The following is a 22,991-nucleotide window of genomic DNA, read 5'->3' on the forward strand; positions in this document are numbered from 1 at the left end:
CTAGCTGTTTATTGGAGCAAAAGGCGAAGACTCCTCGAAAATGCTACGCATTTTCTTCGTGCGATGTTTCGCTGCCGAAGCCTTCCTTGTCCTGAGGGAGATAGCGCTAGGTGGAGACCCCGCAGGCTTGTCGAGGAGGCTCTCGTCAGCCCCTAAGAAAGCGAAGCCATTTGCGGAAATCCACAGCGGTGTTTAATATTCTATAATAGGTCTGCGGCAAGCTTTGCAAGCATGGAACGCTCCCCTTTTACAAGCTTCACATGCCCAGCCAACTTCTGATCCTTAAAGCGCTCCACCACATAAGTTAACCCATTGTTATACTCATCCAGATAAGGATGATCAATTTGCTCCGGATCCCCCATCAAAACAATTTTACTCCGCTCTCCAACCCTTGTTAAAATGGTTTTCACCTCATGCTTCGTGAGGTTTTGTGCTTCATCAATAATAATAAATTGTTCCGGAATGCTTCTGCCCCTGATATAAGTCAATGCTTCCACTTCAATGGACCCCATACCAGCCAGGATAGCGTCAAGTTCTCCAGGTTTCTTAGTATTAAATAAATATTCCAAGTTGTCATAGATTGGTTGCATCCACGGTCTTAATTTTTCCTCTTTTTCACCAGGTAAAAAACCGATATCTTTGCCAACAGGTACAATAGGTCGTGCCACTAGCAGTTTTTTATAACGGTTCAAATCCTCCGTCTGCATTAGTCCTGCAGCTAATGCCAAGAGAGTTTTTCCCGTTCCTGCCTTACCCGTCAGCGTAACTAGTGGAATGTCTGAGCGCAATAGCATTTCAAACGCCATCGTTTGTTGTACATTTCGTGGTCGTATCCCCCAGATGTGGTCTTGATCAAATACAAGCTTTTTGACTTTCTTACCTGTGGAGTCAATAATACCCACAGCCGAAGCCGAACCTCCCAATGCGTCTTTCATAATAATGAATTGGTTGGCATAAAACGGGTGATTGGCTAATTCTGCTGCACTAATTTCACCTTTTACATAAAACGTGTTTAGGGTATCTGTTGGAACATAAATCTCAAGGAACCCTTTATAAATATGGTCCACTTCTACTACACGATCATTTAAAAAGTCTTCAGAAATCAACCCGATCGCGTCGGCCTTCACACGCACCAAGGCATCCTTACTCACCAAAATGACGGTGCGTCCATTATCCTTTGTCTGTTCTTCCAACGAAAGATTTTTCGCCACTGCAAGAATCCTGTTATCATTAGTCTTTTCTACAAATATTTCCTGCAGCTGATGAAAACTTCTATGATTCAATTCAATCCGAAGTGCTCCACCGTTGTGCAAAGGTATTTTTTCATGAAGTTTTCCTGTAGCTCTTAAAGAATCGATTATTTTAGATACTTGCCTGGCATTCCTTCCTATTTCATCCATATATCTTTTTTTCGAATCCACTTCTTCCAATACCACCGCCGGTATCACTACCTCATTATCCCCAAAGGAATAGATTGCATATGGATCCTGTAACAATACATTTGTATCCAACACATAAATTTTACCCAACCTGCCGCCTCCTACTCTCAGCCCTTCTTTTGTCTTTCTGGAGTGAATCAAGGCATCCTCCCTTTCATTATATGGCCCCAATACAATTAGTGTGTTACTACTTGACCATAAAAGAGGGACGGACCGTTGTTAAAATATATGTCGGAATGAATAAAGATAGAAGAACAAATAAACAATAAAATCAAGATAGATGAAAATGGAATCATCCTAAAGAAGGAGTGAAATAGGTGAAAAGATATTTATTAGTGACCGCAATCGTTACGTTGTCTCTTACAGGTTGTATGAACAATCAAACCAGAAATATTTCCAGTGAAGATGAAAACTCTCAAATTATTCATGTCAAAGATTCTGCTGATGTGCAGGTAGATAGAAAAACTGGCCAGGAAGTGTCTGCTCATCTGGTGGAGCTTGCAACCAGAGTGCCAAATGTAAATGATGCTACGGCCGTAGTACTTGGTCCATATGCAGTAGTGGGCATTGATGTAAACTCGGATTTGGACCGCGAAAGAGTCAGCACCATTAAATATTCAGTAGCAGAGAGCTTAAAGAACGATCCTTATGGGGCTACAGCTGTCATACTTGCAGATGCAGACTCCTTCGTTCGCTTGCAGGAAATGGGACGAGACATTCAGAACGGGCGACCTATTACAGGTGTGATGGAAGAATTGGCAGAGATTGTTGGCAGGGTTATGCCGGAAATTCCGATTGACCTTAAAGAACCAGTAGCTCCAAATCCTACGGAGCAAAATAACTCCAAACTTCCAAAGGATCAGGAAAAGCAGCTTGAACAAAAACAACAAAATCAGTCCAATAATCAAAAGGACGAGGAACGATACAAGGAAGTAAAGCAGGATTAAACATTGGTAACTGTCCCAAGTGGTGGAGATCCGCTTCGGGGCAGTTTTTTAAATGCATTGCAGGTATTGGGGTGGATAGGATATCAAGAAAAAATCAATATATCAATAAATTCCGGGATTTATCAATAAATTTTGAGATATATCAATAATTCTTGAGATATATCAAGAAAAAACGGAATATATCAAGAAAACGACACCGCACCCTATAGTTCGACAACCACAAAATCACCCCCTCTCTCCCCACTAAAAAAAACCAGGCTTCCACCTGGTTCATCCAATTACCCGCTCTTATTCATACTTACGTAATGCTGTCATCACTTGATGATCTAATTTCTTAGCAGCCTCCACGTCATAGGTCTTCTCAAATTTCGGCTCCACACTTATTTTGGCGCCATAGAACATAACGTCCCTTACTGATTTTACATCCAGAGACAACAATGCCAACTTTAATGGAACATCTTCCATTCTCTCTACTTTAACAGTTGCTTTCGTATGAATGGCATAAACGGAATCATTGGCCATCAGGTTTACTACCAGCTCGCGATTATGTAACACATTCTTTACGATACGTGATTCCGCTTTAACAGCAAGTAAAATGGATTTTTCATTTGGAGCATAGAGCCAAGAAATTGCGCTGACATTCGGGCCCCCTGTTTCATGGTCTACAGTACTAATTGTTACCAAGGTTTCTTTTTGCAGTGCTTCAATAAGTGGTTCTACAAGAACATTTTCTACAAGGTTAGGCATTGTCCAACCCCCCAGTGTATTTTAATATATCTTACCATATCGCCAATTCCATAGAAAGAATCAGTAAGCTGACGATCCTCGTGATTAAGCTCCTGTTAGCAATTAATTCTTAATCTTCACCCTTTATGCTATACTAAAGAGTAAGATTGAATAAAGAGGTGAACCATGAGAGTTAAGTGTGTAATTTGTGATAAAATTGAAAGCATCAATGACGAAACATTAGTTGCGAAAAGACTTCGCAATCGACCAATACATACATATATGTGCGATGAATGCAATGAAAGAATTGAAAAAAGAACAAACGAGAGAAAAGCTACGGGTAATTTCAAGCTGTATGAGCAAAAACAAAATCAGGATGAGTGGTAGACCTTGATACGAAGAGGCGCTTATACAGGTTTAATAAGCGGGATACTGATGGGAGTGTTTATTAAAGCACTTGAAGTACTGTCCGGAAAAAAGGTATATGTGCTTTTGTTAAACGTAGATTTCATTCCAGGTTTCAAAGATGCAAACCTTTCGGAACTGACCGAATTCTCCCTTCACCTGATTGTTGCTGTTGTTATTGGGATTATGTTCGCTTTTATCATAGAACACTTCCATTTGGTTGATAAAAGAAGGCAGTACCTTGTCGCAATCGTTATTACCTTTCCTACCGCCCTGCTGTATTTTCCATTAACGTTATTGGCTATAAAAGAAACCCCTGCACCTACTGATGCCATTGCGATACTTCTATGGTCCATTGGACATTTGGCTTTTGCAGTATTTCTTCCTATTTTCTATAAAGCAACAAACCAAAAAGGATAGATCCCTCACAAGTGACAATCACTCGGGAAGGAGCTATCCTTTTTTATTCATAGTTATGGTACTTATCAGGTTCATTTTCAATTTGCTCTAGCATTACGTCAATCAATTCGATTGGAAATCTTACTTTATGTCGTTCTTCATCTTGATCATATTCCACATAATACATAGGCTCTTCCTTAGAAACTACGATGTTAGTGAGCTTATGATCATCCAGGAGAATCCCTTCAAACAGTGCCTTGGTATCTTGTGCAGATTTATCCTTTGGCCTTGCATCTGCTACCACTTTGATGGTCAGCCAATTATAAAGCGTGTCTTGTAGAGACCTCATTTTTACCGCCCCCTTATGATTCCGAACTTTCCGCTTGCTTGGAATGATGTAGTCGTATTTTATAGATGATCAGTATTAAAGCTGCCACTACCAACCCTTCTCCAACAGGAAGAAAGATTCCTAGAAACGTAAGCACTGTACTTCCTAAAGCCAGAAACAGATAAATGACCACTGACTTCAAGACTGGCAATTTCAAGGCGAATCCAAGCTTATAAACTAAGATGGACAATCCTAAAATGGTAAAATACAACAGCCACATGCCTAAATCCGCGTTTTCATCAACACGGTATAGACTAGCAAAAAAGGATAATCTTTGTGTTACATCCATTGCCTTTTCCCCATTTCTAACATTTTTAGATAGTTATTTAGAAAAAGGGATGACAAAGGTCCTCTTTCAGGCCCCCTGCATCCCCGCTTGTAATTTTTATGCTTCAGCGTATTTTTTCTTTTTCGCTGCTCTTTCACGTTCGTTTTTATCAAGAAGCTTTTTACGTAAACGGATGGATTGTGGAGTAATCTCACAGTACTCATCATCGTTTAAGTATTCCAAAGATTCCTCTAATGTCATAAGACGAGGCTTTTTCATACTTACCGTTTGATCTTTTGTTGCAGAACGAACGTTAGTCGCTTGTTTCATCTTACAAACGTTAACAACTAGATCATTTTCACGATTATGCTCTCCAACGATCATTCCTTCGTAAACTTCTGTTCCAGGCTCAACGAAAATCACACCACGGTCTTCAATACCCATGATACCATAAGTAGATGCTTTACCAGTTTCCATAGAAACAAGAACACCTTGGCGACGTCCACCTACTTGACCTGCTGCCATAGGCTGGTAGCTGTCAAATGTGTGGTTGATGATTCCGTAACCACGAGTTAGGGAAAGGAATTCCGTCGTATACCCAATCAATCCACGAGAAGGTACCATGAAGATTAGACGAACTTGACCGTTACCGTTGTTGATCATGTCTACCATTTCACCTTTACGTGCACCGATGGATTCCATTATGGAACCAGTGTAATCTTCTGGTACATCGATTTGAACACGCTCAACCGGCTCAGATTTAACACCATCAATATTTTTGATGATAACTTCAGGTTTGGATACTTGAAGCTCAAAGCCTTCACGGCGCATGTTCTCAATCAGGATGGAAAGGTGAAGCTCTCCACGACCTGAAACAACCCATGCATCCGGTGAATCGGTAGGATCAACACGTAAACTTACATCTGTCTCCAACTGAGCTTCTAAACGCTCCTCAATTTTACGGGAAGTTACAAACTTTCCTTCTTTACCAGCAAACGGACTGTTGTTTACAAGGAAAGTCATTTGTAAAGTCGGCTCGTCAATACGAAGGATAGGAAGTGCATCCTGATGATCAACCGGGCAAACAGTTTCCCCTACGTTGATGTCTTCCATTCCGGAAACGGCAACCAGGTCACCCGCTTTTGCTTCTTCAATTTCCACACGTTTAAGACCGATGAAACCGAATAGCTTCGTTACACGGAATTGTTTAACAGAACCGTCAAGCTTCATTAGAGCAACTTGTTGGCCAACTTTCATCGTTCCACGGAAGATACGTCCAACCCCGATACGTCCCACATAGTCATTGTAGTCAAGAAGAGCTACTTGGAATTGAAGCGGCTCGGCACTGTTGTCAACTGGAGCTGGGATGTGCTCAACAATGGACTCATAAATAGCTTCCATGTTTTCATCTTGCTTTTCAGGATCTGTGCTTGCAGTTCCATTGATTGCAGATGCATATACAACTGGGAATTCAAGTTGTTCCTCGTTGGCACCTAACTCGATGAATAAATCGATTACTTCATCGACCACTTCAGTTGGACGAGCAAAGTCACGGTCAATTTTGTTAACAACCACGATTGGTGTCAAGTTTTGCTCCAACGCTTTTTTCAATACAAAGCGCGTCTGAGGCATACAGCCTTCGTAAGCATCTACTACTAAAAGTACTCCATCAACCATTTTCATAATACGTTCCACTTCTCCACCAAAGTCGGCATGTCCAGGTGTGTCCATGATGTTAATGCGCGTATCTTTATAGTTAATTGCCGTATTTTTAGCTAATATAGTAATCCCACGTTCTCTTTCTAAATCATTGGAGTCCATGGCACGTTCTGCTACCTGCTCGTTCGTTCTAAACGTACCAGCTTGATGTAGCAATTTGTCCACTAACGTTGTTTTACCATGGTCTACGTGAGCGATAATTGCGATGTTTCTAATATCATTGCGGATGTTCACTATTTCATCTCCCTAATTATACAACTTAATAACTTTAGTATTATACCACAAACATGGTAGAAAAGAGAAAGAGACTTATGTAAAATATATGTGATATGTATTTAGCGTTATCCAAAGGAGTTGATTTTATGAAGGATATTAAGTGGATCTTTATGCTTTATGCTGTTTTGGCAGCGGTTTCTTTAGGCATGGTCGGCATCGCCATTGGGGAAAGAAACACGCTTGGAATCGTTGGAGCGTTCGTTTTATTCGGTGTGGTCATGGGACTTGGATTCAAAACAAAAAGAAAAATGCGCGAAAACGGGCAATTATAAAATGAACTATATGTTCCTACAATAACTTAATAAAATAATGAAAACCCACGGCCTTATTCACGGTCGTGGGTTTCATTTATTTCTTCAATTTATACAAGTAATCCTTGCTAATCACTTCATGCAACCCTGGCTTACATACAAAGACACTGTTTTGCCCAAGCAAGTTAAGAGGTTCACCGTGAAGTGTAGTCACTTTACCACCGAGCTCGTTTACAAGTATTAGTCCCGCTGCAAAATCCCAAGGGGAAAGTCTCAAAGTAATATATGCATCAATTCGCCCTGTTGCTACATACGCCATTTCAAGGGCTGCTGATCCATAAGATCTCGTCCCTCTAACTTTCTTCACAAGTGGAGCCAAGATAGTGGGATCTATCCGCTTATTTTCCGTAATCCATGTGGCGTTTAAACCGATAACAGCTCTCTCTACAGCCACCTCTTGCAATTGTGGAAGCTTAGTATCGTTTAAATAAGCACCTTCCCCTGCTCTTGCATGGTATAGCTCATCATGAACTACATCATAAATGAGACCAATTTTTCCAACACCATCTTCATAGACGGCAACTGATATGGCAAAATTACGCTGCTGATGGACAAAATTCATCGTTCCATCAATAGGATCAATGATCCACACCGTCCCATCGAGTTTATCCAATTTATCTCCAAATCCCTCTTCTCCGAGGATTTGGTGTTCTGGATAGGTGTTTCTAATTTGTTCTATAAAAAATTGTTCCGTTTCCCGGTCAATATTAGTTACCAAGTCATCAGGAGAGGATTTAGTATGTATCATCAATTCCTTGCTGAAAGAAGTTCGAATACGTTCTCCCGCTTCTCTCGTCCACTTTTTTGCATTCTCATCAATTTCAGTCCAATTCATGTATTCTCCTGCCCTTCTGCTACGAAATTCAGTGCAACTGTTACAATATGTATAATCAAATTATGTATGTTTTAGCTTACTGAAACAAAAGGGTAAAATCAAGTAATAGGTCGCACAGAAAAACGAACCTCATACAGGTTCGTCTAAGTAGCTGATGCCACTAAACCTCTAGACTTAACATTTCTTTTCTAAGTTGCTCTAATTTAGATTTCGTTTTCTTCATTTTTTCCTTATCACTCTCTTGTATTGCTTCAAACAAAACTGCCAATTCATAGTCGATTTCCATTCGCAATACAGCGCGCTGATTTTCCTCTTTTTTCTTTTTCCAAGGTGTAGCCACTTGTTTCATTATAATTCCCTCCCTCTATAGAGTTTCTCGGTTCCAAAGGATTCAATTTTCTAATGGTTGCTATATCATATGAAGGGAATGAAAGATGGTAACTAAAATGTGCAGTTACCTAAAAAGAAACTAAAATGGGGGAAAACCTAATCTTTTGGCAGAGAAAAATGGCTATGCTAAAATGAGGAGTATAAAAAGCTATGTTCAGAAATGGAGCGACTACATGAAAAACAAAAAATTTAACGGTTTTCAGAAAAAAGATTTCAATGTATTTACTATAGATGGATTAGAAGAAAGAATGGAAGCATTGAAGTCTCAAATACAGCCAAAGTTTGAGTTGCTTGGCCAATATTTCTCTCCCTCTTTAACTGCCATGACTGGTGATGAAATGCACTATCATGTTGCTAAGCATGCTAGGAGAACTAAGAACCCGCCAAAAGATTCCTGGGTTGCCTTTGCAAATAATACACGCGGATATAAGATGTTGCCGCACTTCCAGATTGGCTTGTGGGAAACACATGTGTTTGTCTGGTTTGCTGTTATCTATGAAGCACCAATGAAAGAAGCATTTGGCGAGATATTGCTTGAAAATTTATCAACTATCCGTGAGGAGATCCCTTCGGATTTTGTCTGGTCCAAGGATCACACGAAGCCGGAAGTTATTCGTCAATCTGATTTGACAGAGGACGCCCATAAAGAGCTATTTGAGCGATTGATTAACGTCAAAAAAGCGGAAATACTTTGCGGCATTCAAATTCCAAAAGAAGAGGCAATCAAGCTTTCTGGAGACGAAACGATAGCGCGCATCGAAGAAGCTATCCAATCAGTCAAAGGGTTATATAACCTGACGAAGCAAACAGTGGAAGCCTAAATAATATGGATTCAAAAAAACTCAGAACCATCGCGGTTCTGAGTTTTTTTATTCTCATTTCGACATCTTCACCTGTTCACCAGGGTTCAAGTCTTTTGCTTTTTTTATCGTACGGTAAACAGAAAAACCACTCAATTCTTCATATTCATTTGCGAGATTTCGTTCTTCCGCCTTGCCTGGTACGATTTCTTTGAATCTGCGGTATAAAGATAAAAGCTGATCACGCTCCACCCCTTTGCTGTAAGTACGCTCGACCGCTTCATAAAGTGCAATAACGTCTACAATTTCATCTGTAGACCAGTCATAAGAAATGGGATAAGAGAAATCCATAACTTCACCTCATTATATGTATAGTGGAAAAGTAAAGTATATCATCTTCCTTCCTTAGTTTGTCCACTTCTCGCGAATATTTTCCGCTTCCTTCACCATTCTCGACAGAAGCTGTTCCACACTCGGCACATCCTCAATCAACCCCATTACCTGACCAGCCCAAGCATAGCCTGAATCCGTATTACCGTCATAAATATATCGTTTGTTCGCTGTTCCACTGATTAAGTCTTTCAATCCCTCATAGCCTGCTGCTTCCCGTTCCATATTCAAAATCTGGTCAGTCCAATTATTTTGTATGGCTCTTGCCGGTGCACCAAGGCTTCTTTTAATGACTACCGTGTCATTCTCGGTGCCTCCTACTAGCCTTTCTTTGTAAACTGGATGAGCATGCAGGCACTCCTTTGTCGCTATAAATCTTGTACCCATTTCTATTCCTTCCGCCCCAAGTGCCAATGCAGCCATCAACCCCCGCCCATCACCAATCCCTCCTGAAGCGATGACAGGTATCTTTAAGGCGTCCACCACTTTCGGGACTAATACCATGGTCCCTAAGTCGTTTTTGCCTAAATGGCCTCCTCCCTCTTGTCCAACGACCATGACGGCATCAGCACCGAGTTCTTCTGCTTTTTCTGCTTGTCTGCGAGCAGCAACAAGAACTAATTTCTTACATTTCGAGCCCTCCAGCCTCTTGAAAATCGGTGAAGGGTTTCCTCCTGTCATTGAAATGACCGGGACCTCTTCTTCCAAAGCTATGTCCAACATATGCTCAAAAGGTCTTCCATGCTGGCCAATCGCATAGTTCACTCCAAATGGTTTATCCGTCATCCTTCTAACCTTTCTAATTTCTTCTCTCAGTAATTCTGGACTTTCAAGACTCATGGCCGTTATCTGCCCAAGCCCCCCCGCATTGGAAACGGCGGCAGCCAGGTCAGCGTATGCTAAATAAGCTAGTCCACCTTGTATAATAGGATATTTAATATCTAATAGCTTTGTTACTTTTGTCTCCCAATTCATAAACTAATTCCCCTTTCTACTTCTCTATATATGTTTCTTTTTAATCTGACAAATTCCTGCTATGCAATGAAGAGGATAAATGCTATAATTTCATTTGTTTTATGTGAATGTTTGTTCTGCGTAATTAGATGCGTTAAGATAAACGAAACCGAAACTAAGCTAAATTTAAAGAGGTGCATAAGTAAGTTGACATATTCTCAAAATGACACGCCATTATTTACTGGACTATTAAATCACGCCAAAGGGAACCCTGTTCAATTCCATATTCCCGGACATAAAAAAGGAGCTGGCATTGATCCAGAATTCCGAGAATTCATTGGGGAAAATGCTCTTTCGATCGATCTAATCAATATTGGACCGCTTGATGATCTTCATCAGCCAAAAGGAATGATCAAGGAAGCGCAGGATCTTGCAGCAAAAGCTTTTGGAGCGGACCATACATTTTTCTCGGTACAAGGTACAAGCGGAGCCATTATGACAATGGTGATGGCAGTTTGCGGACCAGGAGAGAAAATTATCGTGCCAAGGAATGTTCATAAATCTGTTATGTCTGCCATTGTTTTTTCAGGAGCAGTACCAATCTTTATTCATCCTGAAGTGGACAAGGACCTTGGAATCTCCCATGGCATCACAACTGACTCCGTTGAAAAGGCACTCCAGCAGCATCCTGATGCAAAAGGTGTACTTGTCATCAACCCTACTTACTTTGGTGTTTCAGCCGATTTAAGTCAAATTGTCGAGATTGCCCATTCTTTTAACGTGCCTGTCCTTGTGGATGAAGCTCATGGTGTTCATATACACTTCCATGAAGAACTTCCTTTATCGGCAATGCAAGCAGGAGCTGACATGGCTGCTACTAGTGTCCACAAGCTTGGAGGCTCCATGACACAAAGTTCAATATTAAATGTAAGAGAAGGATTGGTGAATGTTAATCGCATTCAAAGTATTTTAAGCATGTTAACCACTACATCCACCTCTTACCTACTATTGGCTTCCTTGGATGTTGCAAGGAAACGTCTTGCTACTGAAGGGCATTTACTTATAGAAAAGACGATTCAACTTGCCAATAAAACAAGGAATGCTATCAATGAAATCGAACATCTTCATTGTGTGGGACCTGAAATCTTAGGAAGAAAAGCAACGTTTGACTATGACCCAACGAAACTGATTATTTCTGTAAAGAAACTAAACCTTACAGGCTATGATGTCGAGAAATGGCTACGTCAAAAATATAACATTGAAGTGGAGCTTTCGGATCTCTATAACATTCTTTGTATTATTACACCTGGAGACTCCGAGATAGAGACAGGATTGCTGCTAGAAGCACTTAAAGATTTATCCGAAGAGTTTAAGCACCAGGCTGGAGATTCCGGCAAAGAAGTAAAGGTACTTCTTCCAGACATCCCAGTGCTAGCTATCGCACCAAGGGATGCCTTCTACTCTGAGACGGAAGTTGTTCCATTCGAAAAATCTGCCGGTCGAATTATTGCGGAGTTTATCATGGTGTACCCTCCTGGTATTCCTATCTTTACTCCTGGTGAGATCATAACGGAAGAAAACTTGTCCTACATTACTAAAACACTTGAAGTAGGACTTCCTGTACAAGGACCGGAAGATTATGAATTAAAAACATTAAGAGTAATAAAAGAACACAAAGCGATTCGATAAAATGAACAAAGAGCAGGTCCCCAGTAAGTGAGGGGACCTGCTCTTTCTATTAATATATGATTCTAGGCTAGATCTTCGCTTTTTTCAGAGCACTGACAATCTGCACATTTCGCATAATAAGTCGTAACTTTTTCATCCTCAAAGTGATCTACTGCGCTGTTACAAGTTTGACAAATGATTGTACCCATACCCTTCAACCTCTTTCCTAAAAGAAATTTTTTTGCAAAGTCGCCTTTTAATGAAAGCGCTTTATGTTGTGTTACTTACATCATAAAGCCTTAAATGTGTTATGTCAATGATTAAATTGTATAACACATTTAAAAATTGAGTTTTTAGGTTGTTTTACATTATTTCCGCCTATTGGACAGTTTAATCGAAATTCTCGGGTGTTCGTACTTTGAGAACGCTTCTTTTTGACCGTTTTTGCTGATTTAGGATCTGTTCGGGCGTTGAGATCCCACTTATTTCCTCCTATTGGACAGTTCTCACGGATTTCTCCTATGTTCGGGTCTTGAGAACGCTTCTATTTGACCGTTCTTATCAATTTGCTGCCTGTTCGGGCGTTGAGGTTCACTTTTTTCCTCTAAATATACAGGCCCTAGTTTTTCTCCGCTGTTCATATATATATAGAATTCCATTTTTTCCAAACCAAAAGGCCAATATCCTCACTAACAGGACATTGGCCTCGAAAAAAATCATCTTTTATTCATATTGTTCCTGAAACGGGCTTGCAGGTATTGCCTCAGAAAAAAACTCTGCAAGATCTTCTGCTTGTTCTTGTGAATCAATTCGGAATACATGTTGAAGGTGGTTAAGGTCGGTAATGTCTTTAGGGTCGAGGAGGGTAGAACGGCCGGTTTGCATACAGATGACAAGGGGCTTACCAAAAAACATATTCGTGTACACGATACCAAAATCATATCTAACATCTTTAGTCGTAAAACCAACAAAGCGAACAGGAACATTCTCATTGTTATCATAAAGCTTGTCAAATAAGTTCATAAGGTACCTCCTTTTTATTTTTTGGTTATTCAGAATATTATTATAACTTATAAAATGGCTGATTTGCAAGAATTTTCACTTAGTGATTGTCAGCAGATTTCTGATAATGCTAGAATAGAAATAATGGAATTGTCAGATTAGGAGTGAAAACGATGGCCAGCAGCGCTTACATTAATTTAGTTCCCAATTCAAAAGAGAAAACGCTTACCGTTGAAGATGTAAAAGAGTTATTAAACTACTATAGAGAAATCACCTCCAAGACTGGAAAACAATTAGGATGGGAATACAGCCAGGCAGCGTTCCCCTACGAGTTAAAAGAAAAGCCTGAAGGTAAAGGTCAGTGGTTTTATCTAAAAGGAACAGAGGACCGATACAAGATGATCCTTATCGGTGTGGGTACACAGATTGCCAAATCAGAAGAGACCATGCCCCTGTCCTACATACAAGTTACTTTGCACGATCAGAGTACGCACGGAGATAAAGCAAAGGCAAATGAGCTATGTAAGTTTCTTGCAAAAAAGCTAGAGGCTGAGCTTAAACTATTTACCGGAAGCATCATGTACTATTATAAGCGTTAAATAAGAAATCCCGCTCTCAAAATTAAAGCGGGATTTTTTATTTATTCGGTTTCTGTACTTGCACCATCAGTTCCTATCAAGTCCGGGTCAAGAATTTCGTATTCTTTGGCTTGGAGCCCTTTTACAATTTCAATTAACGCATCTTTAGTCCATTCACGGTCATGCATTAACAGATTTGCACCACTGTTTAGAAATTCAGTGTTAACCATAATATCTGCTAGTGCCTCAGCATCCATGTAATCTGCTTCCCAATCATAACCATACGTCCAATTCATAGGAATCATTCCTTCTTGCTTTACCAAATCTAACGCATAGTCTGTATTAGTGCCAAATGGAGCGCGGAAGAAACGGGGACGTTCACCAGTAATTTCTTCTACTCGGTCGCTAAGCATTATAATTTCTTCGTACTGCTCTTCTTCTGTTAGCTGTCTTAAAGACTTATGCGTCATGGTATGATTTCCAATAGGAAAACCCATCTCATAGATAGTCTTTAATACTTCATGCTCTTCTTTCGTTTCAAGAAAGTGACCATTAACAAAGAAGATAGCTTTAACTCCTAGCTCTTTCAGTATCGTCGCCATTTCTAATGCATACCTATCTGGAGCATCATCTATTGTTAATAGAACCACTTCGGAGTTTGCTCCATCCAAAGGTTCTATTGCAGAAGTGATGGGATTTACTACATATTGGGGTTCTTGAGGCTGATTTTCTTGTACTTGGTCTTCGCTACCTTTTTCTTGTTCTTCTTCATTCTGATCTTCCTCGGAATTCACTACTTCATCTTCTTCCGGTTCATCAATCGGATCTTCAGTTTTTGACACAGGGACATCTTTTTCTTCCTCATCCAATTCAGAATCATTTTCTTCGGTCTGATTTTCTAATGCAGAGGAATTTTGCTCATTTTCAACTTGTCCATTTTGCCCGCAAGCTACAAGGAGGAGCAATAATGATGCTGATAGTATCCATTTTTTCATATTCTTTCCTCCATACGTAAGTTTCACCTTTAATCATACTAGCATTTACTATATGAAGGCAATGTTTTTCCAGATATTTAAACATTGAAAGGTAATTCATCCTCCAAAGACAAAATAGTAAAATAGGCTTTGAAAACTAAAATAAAATATAAAACTTATGGCAGTTGTCATTGCGGCATGCTTCTTTTTATGAATGATTGACATGGCGAGGGTATAACATAGATAGATAAATATACCTAAAAGAATAATTTTGGCCTGCATTTTATCCCTGACCGAAAACCATTCTATGATACTATATGTCCCCCAGAATATATTTTGTATTAAAAACACCACATAATTTTTCATAAAAGCAGCTCCTTACTGCATATTTCTATTTATGTAACCGATTTTCCATGATTGAAAACCTTAATAATTAATATGCCAGAAAGGAGCTATCTATTTTTCAATTATGTAACATTTAGATGACAAGGCCTGTTTACATATAATTTAATGGTAGAATAGCACCAAATAGCAGAACAAAAGTAACTATTTTTTATATACGTTGTTAATAGAAAGTGAGGATTGCCATGATTAGAGGCGCTGTTATCTTTTTCACTTTGTCTTTTTTCATTTTATCTTCCTGTCAAGAAAATCAATCGATAACTCACATTCAATTCCCTGATGATTCTCGCACGCTCGTATTCTTTACGGACGAATCTAATTTACAGGATGAGAGTACATATTATGATGCGATCATTGATTTGAAAAGTTCATTTCCAGATGAAGTGGCTAATTTAAAAGTAGTTCATTCTGAAGATGAGAAAATTCTATATAAGCAGTTCAATGTGAAGGAGACCCCTTCTTTAATTGTCGTTCATGACAATGAAGTAGTTACGCAAATAGAAGGTTCTAAACCTAAAAAAGATATCGTCGTTTCCATTGAACAGGCGTTAAACCAAGCAAGGAATTCTACCTATTAGACGGTAGAATCCTTTTTTTTGCACAAAAAAACGAAGAGCCTCCACATACTATGGAGGCTCTTCGCCAAAAGTTTACTTAACGATATGAATTGGGCTTCCCATTGCCACTTCCGCAGCTTCCATTGTGATTTCTCCCAATGTTGGGTGGGCGTGGATCGTCATGGCGATATCCTCAGCTGTCATACCAGCTTCGATAGCAAGACCAAGTTCAGCAATCATGTCGGATGCACTAGAACCGGCAATTTGAGCACCGATGATTAACCCATCTTCTTTACGAGTTACAAGCTTTAAGAATCCGTCTGTTGCGTTCAATGCCAATGCACGGCCGTTTGCAGCAAATGGGAACTTAGCAGCTGTTACTTCGATTCCTTCTTCTTTTGCTTGAGCTTCTGTATATCCTACAGATGCAAGTTCTGGCTCAGAGAATACTACTGCAGGAATACCTAAGTAGTCAATCTCAGCAGGCTCACCAGCAATTGCTTCTGCAGCGATCTTACCTTCGTAAGAAGCTTTATGTGCAAGTGGTGGTCCATCCACGATGTCACCAATAGCATAGATGTTAGAAACGCTAGTGCGGCACTGCTTGTCAATTTTGACAACGCCACGGTCTGTCATTTCTACGCCAACCTGCTCAAGTCCCAACTCATCTGTGTTAGGACGACGGCCTACAGTAACTAGTACATAATCAGCGTCAATTGTTTGCTCTTCGCCTTTTACTTCAATCGTTACTTTTACGCCATCTTCAGTTTCTTCTACACCTTTAGCCATTGCTTTTGTGAAGATTTCTACATTACCTTTTTTCTTCAGGTTACGCTTAACAAGTGAGCTCATTTGCTTTTCGAAACCAGCCAAGATCTCATCTGCAGCTTCAACAATAACAACTTCAGTTCCAAAGTTCGCATATGCAGTTCCTAGCTCCGTACCGATGTAACCTCCACCGATAACAACTAGCTTCTTTGGAATTTCTTTAAGTGCCAATGCGCCTGTAGAGTCAAGAACACGCTTGGAATACTTGAAAGTCGGGATTTCGATTGGGCGAGAACCTGTCGCAATGATACAGTTATTGAACTTGTATGTTTGCGCAGAGTTATCGTCCATGATACGAACTGTGTTGCCGTCAACGAAGTATGCTTCCCCAGAAACGATGTCTACTTTATTCCCCTTAAGTAGACCTTCCACTCCGCCAGTCAATTTTTTAACTACTCCAGCTTTCCATTCTTGCACTTTTGAGAAATCAACTGTTACGTTCTCAGCTTTGATTCCCATGTCTTCTGAATGTTGAGCTGTTTCAAAACGGTGACCTGCAGAAATTAACGCTTTGGAAGGGATACATCCTACGTTTAGACATACTCCACCAAGTGTATTCTTTTCTACGATTGTTACCTTTTGTCCCAGTTGAGCCGCGCGGATTGCAGCAACATATCCGCCAGGGCCCGAACCGATGACAAGCGTATCTACATCAATTGCGAAATCTCCTACTACCATTTATTAACCCTCCATTAACAATAATTGTGGATTGTTCAATAGGCGCTTGATATGGTTAAGCGCATTTTGAGCAGTAGCGCCATCAATCATACGATGGTCAAAGCTTAGTGATAATGCAAGAACAGGAGCCACTACAATTTCTCCGTCTTTCACTACAGGTTTTTCTGCGATACGGCCGATACCTAGGATCGCAACCTCTGGATGGTTAATAACCGGTGTGAACCATTGTCCACCAGCAGATCCGATGTTTGTGATTGTGCAAGAAGCACCTTTCATTTCATCAGAAGCCAATTTACCGTCACGTGCTTTTCCAGCAAGTTCGTTGATCTCATTGGAAATGGAGAAGATAGACTTTCTATCCGCATCTTTCACAACAGGAACTAGTAAGCCTTTTTCTGTATCAGCAGCGATTCCGATATTGTAATAGTGCTTGTGAACAATCTCATCTGTTGCATCATCAAGAGATGTGTTAAGTACAGGATACTCACGTAACGCAGATGTAAGTGCTTTAACTACGTATGGTAAGAATGTTAACTTAATACCTTTGTCTGCTGCAACTGATTTGAACTTCTTACGGTGTGCAACAAGATCTGTCACATCGATTTCATCCATCAATGTTACGTGAGGTGCAGTGTGCTTAGAGTTAACCATCGCTTTTGCAATCGCACGGCGCATACCACTCATTTTCTCACGAGTCTCTGGGTATTGACCAGCAGGAATTGCTTGTTTTTCTTGTTTTGCTTCTGTTTTTGTTTCTTCTTTAGCTGCAGGAGCCGCTTCAGTAGTTGTTTCTTCTGTTTTAGCGCCGCCTCCGCTTAAGAATGCGTCGATATCGCTCTTAAGAACACGGCCGTTGTCGCCTGATCCAGCAACTTGACGGATTTCAACGCCTTTTTCACGCGCATATTTACGTACGGAAGGCATTGCGATTACACGTCTGTTTGGATCTACTTCTGCCTGCTCTTGTGTGCCAGCGCCTGTTTCAGCTTTTGGCTCTTCTTTTGGTGCTTCTTCTTTTTTCACATCTTGACCAGCTTCAGCTGTTGCTTGAACTTGTCCTTCTGTTTTTTCTTCCGCTTTATCATCGCTTCCGTGGTCGTCACCTTTGAATTTAAGGTCTTCATAACCCGGCGCGTCTAGTGTGATGATTGTTTGTCCAACAGTACAGACAGTACCTTCTTCCACTTTCAATTCCGTAACTTTCCCTTTAACAGGAGATGGAATTTCTACGACTGCTTTATCGTTTTGTACTTCACAAAGTACGTCATCTTCTTCGATTTCGTCACCTGGTTTTACGAACCATTTTACGATTTCACCTTCATGGATACCTTCACCGATATCTGGCAGTTTAAATTCGAATGCCACAGTATTCAACCTCCTATGATAGATAGCTTTATAAGGAATCTGTTTACGTCTGTAGATTTCCGTTCCAGGTGTTCGCTTATCCTTGGGGCGGTGCTTGAGCCTCCTCACTACGCTTCAGGGGTCTCAACCTACCGGTACTCCCCGCAGGAGTCTCACACCTTGCACTACAATCTACAGAGAGATAAGTAAAACGAGATAGCCTACTTTTGCTTACTTTTGTATAAAATGGAGAGCCCACTCTTGGCTAGGCGAAGAATGGACTTCCGTATGGTAGTTCTAATGGAGAACTATTTATATTAGAAGTTCAGAACTTTTTTCGCTGTTTCTAGAACATCTTTGTGATTTGGCAACCATACGCTCTCTGCTTGAGAGAATGGGAATACCGTATCAGGTGCAGCTACACGCAATACCGGTGCTTCAAGGCTAAGAATCGCACGGTCGTTGATTTCTGCTACGATGTTAGCGCCGATACCAGCTTGTTTTTGTGCTTCTTGGACAACAATCGCACGGCCTGTTTTCTCAACAGATGCAATGATTGTTTCAATATCCAATGGACTGATTGTACGTAAGTCGATTACTTCAGCAGATACACCGTCTTTTTCAAGTTGGTCAGCTGCTTTTAAGCACTCATGTACCATTGCTCCGTAAGTTATCATCGTAATGTCAGAACCTTCACGTTTGACATCTGCTTTACCGATCTCAATTGTGTACTCTTCTTCAGGTACCTCTTGACGGAAAGAACGGTATAATTTCATGTGCTCCAAGAAGATAACTGGGTCGTTATCACGGATTGCAGAAATTAATAGTCCTTTCGCATCATAAGGTGTTGCAGGAATGACTACTTTAAGACCTGGTTGTTGAGCTACAAGTCCTTCAAGGCTATCTGCATGAAGTTCTGGAGTATGAACTCCTCCACCAAACGGAGAACGAATTGTTACAGGTGCGTTCCAACGTCCACCAGTACGGTAACGCATACGAGCAAGTTGTCCACTAACAGAGTCCATTACTTCGTATACGAAACCGAAGAATTGGATTTCCATTACAGGACGGAAGCCGGTTACACCGAAGCCGACAGCAAGTCCACCGATTCCTGATTCTGCAAGTGGTGTATCAAACACGCGGTCTTCCCCGAACTCAGCTTGAAGGCCTTCAGTTGCACGGAAAACCCCACCGTTTTGACCAACGTCTTCACCGAAAAGTAAGACGTTTTCGTCATTTTTCAATTCTGTGCGTAACGCATCAGTGATCGCTTGAATCATTGTCATTTGCGCCATGGCTTACTTCGACTCCTTCTCTTTGTAGATTTCATTTTGCTCTTTTAGGTTATTAGGAAGCTCTTCGTACATGAAAGAGATTAAGTCAGTGACTTTCTGTTTAGGTTGGTCATCTGCTTTCTTGATAGCAACTTTAATATCTTCTTTCGCTTCTTCGATAACTTTGTTCTCTTCGTCTTCGCTCCAGATTCCTTTGTTTTCTAGGAATTTACGGAAACGTACTAAAGGATCTTTCTTTTCCCACTCATCATCAAGTTCAGAAGTACGGTAACGAGTTGGGTCATCTCCAGCCATTGTATGTGGACCATAACGGTAAGTTAATGTCTCAATCAAAGTAGGACCTTCACCATTTACAGCACGCTCACGAGCATCACGAGTTGCCGCATAAACAGCAAGCGCGTCCATTCCGTCTACCTGAATACCAGGAATACCAGCTGCTACTGCTTTTTGAGCAATTGTACCTGCTGCAGATTGCTTTTCAACAGGTGTTGAAATTGCAAAACGGTTGTTTTGGACCACAAAGATTGCCGGTGCTTGGTAAGCTCCAGCGAAGTTGATACCCTCGTAGAAATCACCTTGAGAAGCTCCGCCGTCTCCTGTGTATGTAATTGCTACTGTCTTTTTCCCTTTTTTCTTCAGTCCAAGTGCAACACCTGCAGTTTGGATGATTTGCGCACCAATGATGATTTGAGGTGGCAATAAGTTAACACCCTCTGGCATCTGGTTGCCGTGGAAGTGACCACGAGAGAATAGGAATGCTTGATATAATGGAAGACCATGCCAGATCATCTGTGGCACATCACGGTATCCTGGTAAAATGAAATCGTCTGCTTCAAGTGCAAACTGAGAAGCCAATTGAGAAGCTTCCTGACCTGCTGTCGGAGCGTAGAAACCTAAGCGTCCTTGTCTGTTTAAGCTGATGGAACGTTGATCAAGTACGCGAGTATATACCATACGACGCATTAATTCTTTTAATTGGTCGTCACTAAGCTCAGGCATTGCAGCTTCATTTACTACTTCGCCTTCTTCATTTAAGATTTGGAACGTTTGGAATTGTTCTTCCACTTTTGCTTTCTGCTGCTTTGGATCAAATTTAGCATTTTTAGTTTTTGCAGCCATCTACGTCACCTCTTCCTTTCTATTAAGAGAACTATTTAATACATGATTACATACAAAATTAGGTTACCCAAAAACGGGTTTTAAAAGACATTTTTCTGTTTGTGATGCAAAAACGTATCTTTCCTCTTTTAATGTCTTCAGCAAAACGCATGACAGACACATAAATTTATACTGTATTAATCTTTCCGAAAAAAATATTAATACAACTTTTCACCAAGGTCAAGTTTACAACACACTGCTCAACGCCGTCAATCTCTTTGTTTATAATGACTTTTTAAACCAAAAAAAGTAAATATTAAATTCTGAATCCTCAACTGTACTAATACAACAAAAGAGTCTGTATTACAATGCATAACAGAAGAACTTCATGTTATGCCGTAATAATAAAAAACATTATTCATTCCATTCCCGATATATCTATATCTTAATCATAGCCAAGACAATGATTATTTCAAAATAAGAAAAAACACTTTTAAACAACAAAAAAGACACGTAGTGCCTAGCTCCAACGTGTCTTTTTCACTTAATTATCATAGGAGACGTTAAGTCCCGCTTTTTTATAGAACTCCAATTTTGCTTTATTATATTGGTCTGTATAGTCATTAAAAGACTTGTTCGCTTCATTGATTTTCTCATACTTTTCATTTAAATCATTTATTTGTACTTGGAGTTGCTCCAATGTTAAATCCTCTGTCTGGAAAAGCTCATACATTTCTTTTTCAACTTCCATAGACTTCATGTAATGATCTGATAAAGCCATGTATGCTTCATAACGTTGTTCCATTAGTTGGTATAACGATTGTGCCTCTTTTTTAAGTTCTTCATCTTCTAATGTTTCTATCGATGTTTTTACTTCTTCAAATTGTTCACGTGCTGCCATTATGCTCTTTTTTTCATTTTCCATTGCCGCTTCTTTTTGTTCCACCAAAGCAAGCCCTTCTTGAGAAAGTTTAACTATCTGATCAAACTCTTTCATCCCAAGTGTCAGAATTTCTTCGTAAATAGCAGATTCCTTTTTTTCTAATTCCAATAATGGTCCTTGATGTTCTTCAAAGCTGGCTTCAAGTTCCACTACTTCTTCTAATGTCTGAAATATCTCCTGTTCCGGTGATTCTCCATTCACACATCCTGTCAGTAATAGGGAAAAAGCCAGGGTACCCGTATATACAGTCCTTTTCCAAAAACGCAATTTAAATCCCCCTAACATATCTTCTATTTAACTATAAATTTTATTGCTATTTTTTACAATATTAAATTCATACGTTATGAATAAAATTAAATTATGCAAACGAATTGTTTCAAGTAGCTTCTTGCTTTTGATAATATTAAATGAGATACTTTGTCGCTACCATATATACGAATAAATGGAGTATAGTATAACTATAAAAGATAGGAGTGAAACCATGATTACAGCGAAAGACATCATAAAGGAAGGACATCCTACACTACGCACCGTAGCTAATGACGTAACCCTTCCCCCATCTCAGGAAGATTCCACTATTTTACGGAAAATGATGGAATACCTTCAAAACAGTCAAAATCCAGAAATGTCTCAACAATACAATTTACGCCCTGGAGTCGGCTTGGCAGCTCCCCAAATCAATATTTCTAAAAAGATGATTGCTGTTCATATCAGAGATGAAAGCGGGACATTACATAGCTATGCACTTTTCAACCCGAGGATAGTTAGCCATTCTATTGAAAAAAGTTACTTAACTTCTGGCGAAGGTTGTCTCTCTGTAGATAGAGACGTACCGGGACTTGTACCGAGATATGCCCGAGTAACCGTTAAAGCTACCAACCTGCAAGGCGAAGAGCTTAAACTCCGCTTAAAGGGATTAGTGGCGATTGTTTTTCAACACGAAATAGATCATTTGAACGGTGTTATGTTCTATGATCATATAAACCAAGAGAATCCTTTCCAACCTCCAGATGGGGCTATACCTGTGGAAAGATGATTGTTAGAAAAGAAAAACGTAAGTAGTTTGGTAAACCACCGCTGTGGATTTCCGCAAATGGCTTCGCTTTCCTAGGGGCGGTGCTTGAGCCTCCTCGCTCCGCTGCGGGGTCTCAAGCTACCGCTATCTCCCCCAGGAGTCTTCGCCTTTTGCTCCAACCCACAGCTGGAAATTACTTAAAAAAGTAGATTCTTTATATTTTTTTCTTTAATAACAAAGAGGCTGGGACAAAACTAAAAAAGCCTAATAAAAGACGAACAATTTAGGTGTCATAGGTATTGGCTCTAAATACCGCTGTTGATCTCCACAAATGGCTTCGCTTTCCTAGGGGCGGTGCTTGA

At 40.2% G+C, this 22,991-nt stretch carries 26 protein-coding genes; 9 read left to right on the forward strand and 17 right to left on the reverse strand.

Annotation, left to right across the window (positions count from 1 at the left end; all coding sequences use genetic code 11):
- Positions 1 to 200: 200 nt before the first annotated feature.
- A complete protein-coding gene (locus HC179_RS01770) occupies positions 201 to 1,529 on the reverse strand; it encodes a PhoH family protein (protein WP_168862775.1) in 1,329 nt (442 codons plus the stop codon).
- Positions 1,530 to 1,756: 227 nt separating this feature from the next.
- Here HC179_RS01770 and HC179_RS01775 point away from each other — a divergent pair, with 227 nt between their 5' ends.
- On the forward strand, positions 1,757 to 2,386 hold the full coding sequence (locus HC179_RS01775) for a YhcN/YlaJ family sporulation lipoprotein (RefSeq protein ID WP_168862776.1): 630 nt from the start codon (positions 1,757 to 1,759) through the stop codon (positions 2,384 to 2,386).
- A 288-nt stretch (positions 2,387 to 2,674) separates the two neighbouring features.
- Here HC179_RS01775 and HC179_RS01780 read toward each other — a convergent pair whose 3' ends face one another.
- Positions 2,675 to 3,133: a pyridoxamine 5'-phosphate oxidase family protein gene (locus tag HC179_RS01780; RefSeq protein WP_168862777.1), complete on the reverse strand. Its 459-nt coding sequence runs from the start codon at positions 3,131 to 3,133 to the stop codon at positions 2,675 to 2,677.
- A 165-nt stretch (positions 3,134 to 3,298) separates the two neighbouring features.
- Between HC179_RS01780 and HC179_RS01785 the strand changes: the two genes are divergently transcribed.
- Together HC179_RS01785 and HC179_RS01790 are read left to right on the forward strand one after the other, a co-directional pair.
- Positions 3,299 to 3,499, forward strand: a complete 201-nt coding sequence (locus HC179_RS01785; protein ID WP_168862778.1) for a YlaI family protein — start codon at positions 3,299 to 3,301, stop codon at positions 3,497 to 3,499.
- Positions 3,500 to 3,502: 3 nt separating this feature from the next.
- On the forward strand, positions 3,503 to 3,937 hold the full coding sequence (locus tag HC179_RS01790) for a hypothetical protein (RefSeq protein WP_168862779.1): 435 nt from the start codon (positions 3,503 to 3,505) through the stop codon (positions 3,935 to 3,937).
- Between the two features lie 43 nt (positions 3,938 to 3,980).
- On the opposite strand, the gene HC179_RS01795 is transcribed toward HC179_RS01790, so the two are convergent.
- The 3 genes from HC179_RS01795 to typA all read right to left on the reverse strand — a co-directional run bounded on the left by HC179_RS01795 (position 3,981) and on the right by typA (position 6,525).
- Positions 3,981 to 4,265, reverse strand: coding sequence for a hypothetical protein (locus tag HC179_RS01795; RefSeq protein ID WP_168862780.1), 285 nt, complete (start codon positions 4,263 to 4,265; stop codon positions 3,981 to 3,983).
- 13 nt (positions 4,266 to 4,278) lie between these two features.
- A complete protein-coding gene (locus HC179_RS01800) occupies positions 4,279 to 4,593 on the reverse strand; it encodes a YlaH-like family protein (protein ID WP_168862781.1) in 315 nt (104 codons plus the stop codon).
- 96 nt (positions 4,594 to 4,689) lie between these two features.
- Positions 4,690 to 6,525 carry a translational GTPase TypA gene (gene typA, locus HC179_RS01805; protein WP_168862782.1) on the reverse strand — a complete coding sequence of 612 codons (1,836 nt, stop codon included), beginning with the start codon at positions 6,523 to 6,525 and terminating at the stop codon, positions 4,690 to 4,692.
- A 128-nt stretch (positions 6,526 to 6,653) separates the two neighbouring features.
- Here typA and HC179_RS01810 point away from each other — a divergent pair, with 128 nt between their 5' ends.
- Positions 6,654 to 6,839 carry a YlaF family protein gene (locus tag HC179_RS01810; protein ID WP_010192789.1) on the forward strand — a complete coding sequence of 62 codons (186 nt, stop codon included), beginning with the start codon at positions 6,654 to 6,656 and terminating at the stop codon, positions 6,837 to 6,839.
- Positions 6,840 to 6,915: 76 nt separating this feature from the next.
- Here HC179_RS01810 and HC179_RS01815 read toward each other — a convergent pair whose 3' ends face one another.
- Both HC179_RS01815 and HC179_RS01820 read right to left on the reverse strand, forming a co-directional pair.
- Positions 6,916 to 7,713, reverse strand: coding sequence for an inositol monophosphatase family protein (locus HC179_RS01815; RefSeq protein ID WP_168862783.1), 798 nt, complete (start codon positions 7,711 to 7,713; stop codon positions 6,916 to 6,918).
- A 160-nt stretch (positions 7,714 to 7,873) separates the two neighbouring features.
- The gene (locus tag HC179_RS01820) at positions 7,874 to 8,062 is read right to left on the reverse strand and encodes a hypothetical protein (protein WP_010192786.1); all 189 of its coding nucleotides are present in this window, start codon (positions 8,060 to 8,062) and stop codon (positions 7,874 to 7,876) included.
- A 214-nt stretch (positions 8,063 to 8,276) separates the two neighbouring features.
- Here HC179_RS01820 and HC179_RS01825 point away from each other — a divergent pair, with 214 nt between their 5' ends.
- On the forward strand, positions 8,277 to 8,924 hold the full coding sequence (locus tag HC179_RS01825) for a YktB family protein (protein ID WP_168862784.1): 648 nt from the start codon (positions 8,277 to 8,279) through the stop codon (positions 8,922 to 8,924).
- Between the two features lie 54 nt (positions 8,925 to 8,978).
- Here the strand turns inward: HC179_RS01825 and HC179_RS01830 are convergent, their stop codons facing one another.
- On the reverse strand, positions 8,979 to 9,254 hold the full coding sequence (locus tag HC179_RS01830) for a UPF0223 family protein (RefSeq protein WP_168862785.1): 276 nt from the start codon (positions 9,252 to 9,254) through the stop codon (positions 8,979 to 8,981).
- A gap of 54 nt (positions 9,255 to 9,308) precedes the next feature.
- The gene (locus HC179_RS01835; RefSeq protein WP_168862786.1) at positions 9,309 to 10,268 is read right to left on the reverse strand and encodes an NAD(P)H-dependent flavin oxidoreductase; all 960 of its coding nucleotides are present in this window, start codon (positions 10,266 to 10,268) and stop codon (positions 9,309 to 9,311) included.
- Between the two features lie 186 nt (positions 10,269 to 10,454).
- Here HC179_RS01835 and HC179_RS01840 point away from each other — a divergent pair, with 186 nt between their 5' ends.
- Positions 10,455 to 11,936: an aminotransferase class I/II-fold pyridoxal phosphate-dependent enzyme gene (locus HC179_RS01840; RefSeq protein ID WP_168862787.1), complete on the forward strand. Its 1,482-nt coding sequence runs from the start codon at positions 10,455 to 10,457 to the stop codon at positions 11,934 to 11,936.
- A 62-nt stretch (positions 11,937 to 11,998) separates the two neighbouring features.
- Here HC179_RS01840 and HC179_RS01845 read toward each other — a convergent pair whose 3' ends face one another.
- Both HC179_RS01845 and HC179_RS01850 read right to left on the reverse strand, forming a co-directional pair.
- Positions 11,999 to 12,124, reverse strand: a complete 126-nt coding sequence (locus HC179_RS01845; RefSeq protein ID WP_082380950.1) for a GapA-binding peptide SR1P — start codon at positions 12,122 to 12,124, stop codon at positions 11,999 to 12,001.
- A gap of 514 nt (positions 12,125 to 12,638) precedes the next feature.
- On the reverse strand, positions 12,639 to 12,938 hold the full coding sequence (locus tag HC179_RS01850; protein WP_148986664.1) for a DUF3055 domain-containing protein: 300 nt from the start codon (positions 12,936 to 12,938) through the stop codon (positions 12,639 to 12,641).
- A gap of 152 nt (positions 12,939 to 13,090) precedes the next feature.
- Here HC179_RS01850 and HC179_RS01855 point away from each other — a divergent pair, with 152 nt between their 5' ends.
- The gene (locus HC179_RS01855; RefSeq protein ID WP_168862788.1) at positions 13,091 to 13,516 is read left to right on the forward strand and encodes a DUF1885 family protein; all 426 of its coding nucleotides are present in this window, start codon (positions 13,091 to 13,093) and stop codon (positions 13,514 to 13,516) included.
- A gap of 41 nt (positions 13,517 to 13,557) precedes the next feature.
- Here HC179_RS01855 and HC179_RS01860 read toward each other — a convergent pair whose 3' ends face one another.
- A complete protein-coding gene (locus HC179_RS01860; RefSeq protein ID WP_168862789.1) occupies positions 13,558 to 14,490 on the reverse strand; it encodes a polysaccharide deacetylase family protein in 933 nt (310 codons plus the stop codon).
- Positions 14,491 to 15,056: 566 nt separating this feature from the next.
- Between HC179_RS01860 and HC179_RS01865 the strand changes: the two genes are divergently transcribed.
- Positions 15,057 to 15,449: a hypothetical protein gene (locus tag HC179_RS01865; RefSeq protein WP_168862790.1), complete on the forward strand. Its 393-nt coding sequence runs from the start codon at positions 15,057 to 15,059 to the stop codon at positions 15,447 to 15,449.
- A gap of 72 nt (positions 15,450 to 15,521) precedes the next feature.
- Here HC179_RS01865 and lpdA read toward each other — a convergent pair whose 3' ends face one another.
- The 5 genes from lpdA to HC179_RS01890 all read right to left on the reverse strand — a co-directional run bounded on the left by lpdA (position 15,522) and on the right by HC179_RS01890 (position 21,881).
- The gene (lpdA, locus tag HC179_RS01870; RefSeq protein ID WP_168862791.1) at positions 15,522 to 16,934 is read right to left on the reverse strand and encodes a dihydrolipoyl dehydrogenase; all 1,413 of its coding nucleotides are present in this window, start codon (positions 16,932 to 16,934) and stop codon (positions 15,522 to 15,524) included.
- Between the two features lie 3 nt (positions 16,935 to 16,937).
- Positions 16,938 to 18,299 carry a 2-oxo acid dehydrogenase subunit E2 gene (locus tag HC179_RS01875; RefSeq protein WP_168862792.1) on the reverse strand — a complete coding sequence of 454 codons (1,362 nt, stop codon included), beginning with the start codon at positions 18,297 to 18,299 and terminating at the stop codon, positions 16,938 to 16,940.
- A 296-nt stretch (positions 18,300 to 18,595) separates the two neighbouring features.
- Positions 18,596 to 19,573 carry an alpha-ketoacid dehydrogenase subunit beta gene (locus HC179_RS01880; RefSeq protein WP_148986670.1) on the reverse strand — a complete coding sequence of 326 codons (978 nt, stop codon included), beginning with the start codon at positions 19,571 to 19,573 and terminating at the stop codon, positions 18,596 to 18,598.
- A gap of 3 nt (positions 19,574 to 19,576) precedes the next feature.
- Positions 19,577 to 20,692, reverse strand: coding sequence for a pyruvate dehydrogenase (acetyl-transferring) E1 component subunit alpha (pdhA, locus tag HC179_RS01885; RefSeq protein WP_060667189.1), 1,116 nt, complete (start codon positions 20,690 to 20,692; stop codon positions 19,577 to 19,579).
- 523 nt (positions 20,693 to 21,215) lie between these two features.
- Positions 21,216 to 21,881, reverse strand: a complete 666-nt coding sequence (locus tag HC179_RS01890; protein ID WP_168862793.1) for a YkyA family protein — start codon at positions 21,879 to 21,881, stop codon at positions 21,216 to 21,218.
- A gap of 214 nt (positions 21,882 to 22,095) precedes the next feature.
- Between HC179_RS01890 and def the strand changes: the two genes are divergently transcribed.
- On the forward strand, positions 22,096 to 22,650 hold the full coding sequence (def, locus tag HC179_RS01895; RefSeq protein WP_168862794.1) for a peptide deformylase: 555 nt from the start codon (positions 22,096 to 22,098) through the stop codon (positions 22,648 to 22,650).
- The last annotated feature ends 341 nt before the right edge of the window (positions 22,651 to 22,991 follow it).

This window comes from Bacillus sp. RO1 (assembly GCF_012524115.1).
Taxonomy (GTDB): Bacteria; Bacillota; Bacilli; order Bacillales; family Bacillaceae_I; genus Sutcliffiella_A.

Excerpts from the sequence above, each read along its gene's own strand:
- HC179_RS01780 (WP_168862777.1), bottom strand. The coding sequence starts at position 3,133 with ATGCCTAACCTTGTAGAAAATGTTCTTGTAGAACCACTTATTGAAGCA.
- HC179_RS01785 (WP_168862778.1), top strand. The coding sequence starts at position 3,299 with ATGAGAGTTAAGTGTGTAATTTGTGATAAAATTGAAAGCATCAATGAC.
- HC179_RS01795 (WP_168862780.1), bottom strand. The coding sequence starts at position 4,265 with ATGAGGTCTCTACAAGACACGCTTTATAATTGGCTGACCATCAAAGTG.
- HC179_RS01800 (WP_168862781.1), bottom strand. The coding sequence starts at position 4,593 with ATGGATGTAACACAAAGATTATCCTTTTTTGCTAGTCTATACCGTGTT.
- HC179_RS01810 (WP_010192789.1), top strand. The coding sequence starts at position 6,654 with ATGAAGGATATTAAGTGGATCTTTATGCTTTATGCTGTTTTGGCAGCG.
- HC179_RS01815 (WP_168862783.1), bottom strand. The coding sequence starts at position 7,713 with ATGAATTGGACTGAAATTGATGAGAATGCAAAAAAGTGGACGAGAGAA.
- HC179_RS01820 (WP_010192786.1), bottom strand. The coding sequence starts at position 8,062 with ATGAAACAAGTGGCTACACCTTGGAAAAAGAAAAAAGAGGAAAATCAG.
- HC179_RS01825 (WP_168862784.1), top strand. The coding sequence starts at position 8,277 with ATGAAAAACAAAAAATTTAACGGTTTTCAGAAAAAAGATTTCAATGTA.
- HC179_RS01830 (WP_168862785.1), bottom strand. The coding sequence starts at position 9,254 with ATGGATTTCTCTTATCCCATTTCTTATGACTGGTCTACAGATGAAATT.
- HC179_RS01835 (WP_168862786.1), bottom strand. The coding sequence starts at position 10,268 with ATGAATTGGGAGACAAAAGTAACAAAGCTATTAGATATTAAATATCCT.
- HC179_RS01845 (WP_082380950.1), bottom strand. The coding sequence starts at position 12,124 with ATGGGTACAATCATTTGTCAAACTTGTAACAGCGCAGTAGATCACTTT.
- HC179_RS01850 (WP_148986664.1), bottom strand. The coding sequence starts at position 12,938 with ATGAACTTATTTGACAAGCTTTATGATAACAATGAGAATGTTCCTGTT.
- HC179_RS01855 (WP_168862788.1), top strand. The coding sequence starts at position 13,091 with ATGGCCAGCAGCGCTTACATTAATTTAGTTCCCAATTCAAAAGAGAAA.
- HC179_RS01860 (WP_168862789.1), bottom strand. The coding sequence starts at position 14,490 with ATGAAAAAATGGATACTATCAGCATCATTATTGCTCCTCCTTGTAGCT.
- HC179_RS01865 (WP_168862790.1), top strand. The coding sequence starts at position 15,057 with ATGATTAGAGGCGCTGTTATCTTTTTCACTTTGTCTTTTTTCATTTTA.
- lpdA (WP_168862791.1), bottom strand. The coding sequence starts at position 16,934 with ATGGTAGTAGGAGATTTCGCAATTGATGTAGATACGCTTGTCATCGGT.
- HC179_RS01880 (WP_148986670.1), bottom strand. The coding sequence starts at position 19,573 with ATGGCGCAAATGACAATGATTCAAGCGATCACTGATGCGTTACGCACA.
- pdhA (WP_060667189.1), bottom strand. The coding sequence starts at position 20,692 with ATGGCTGCAAAAACTAAAAATGCTAAATTTGATCCAAAGCAGCAGAAA.
- def (WP_168862794.1), top strand. The coding sequence starts at position 22,096 with ATGATTACAGCGAAAGACATCATAAAGGAAGGACATCCTACACTACGC.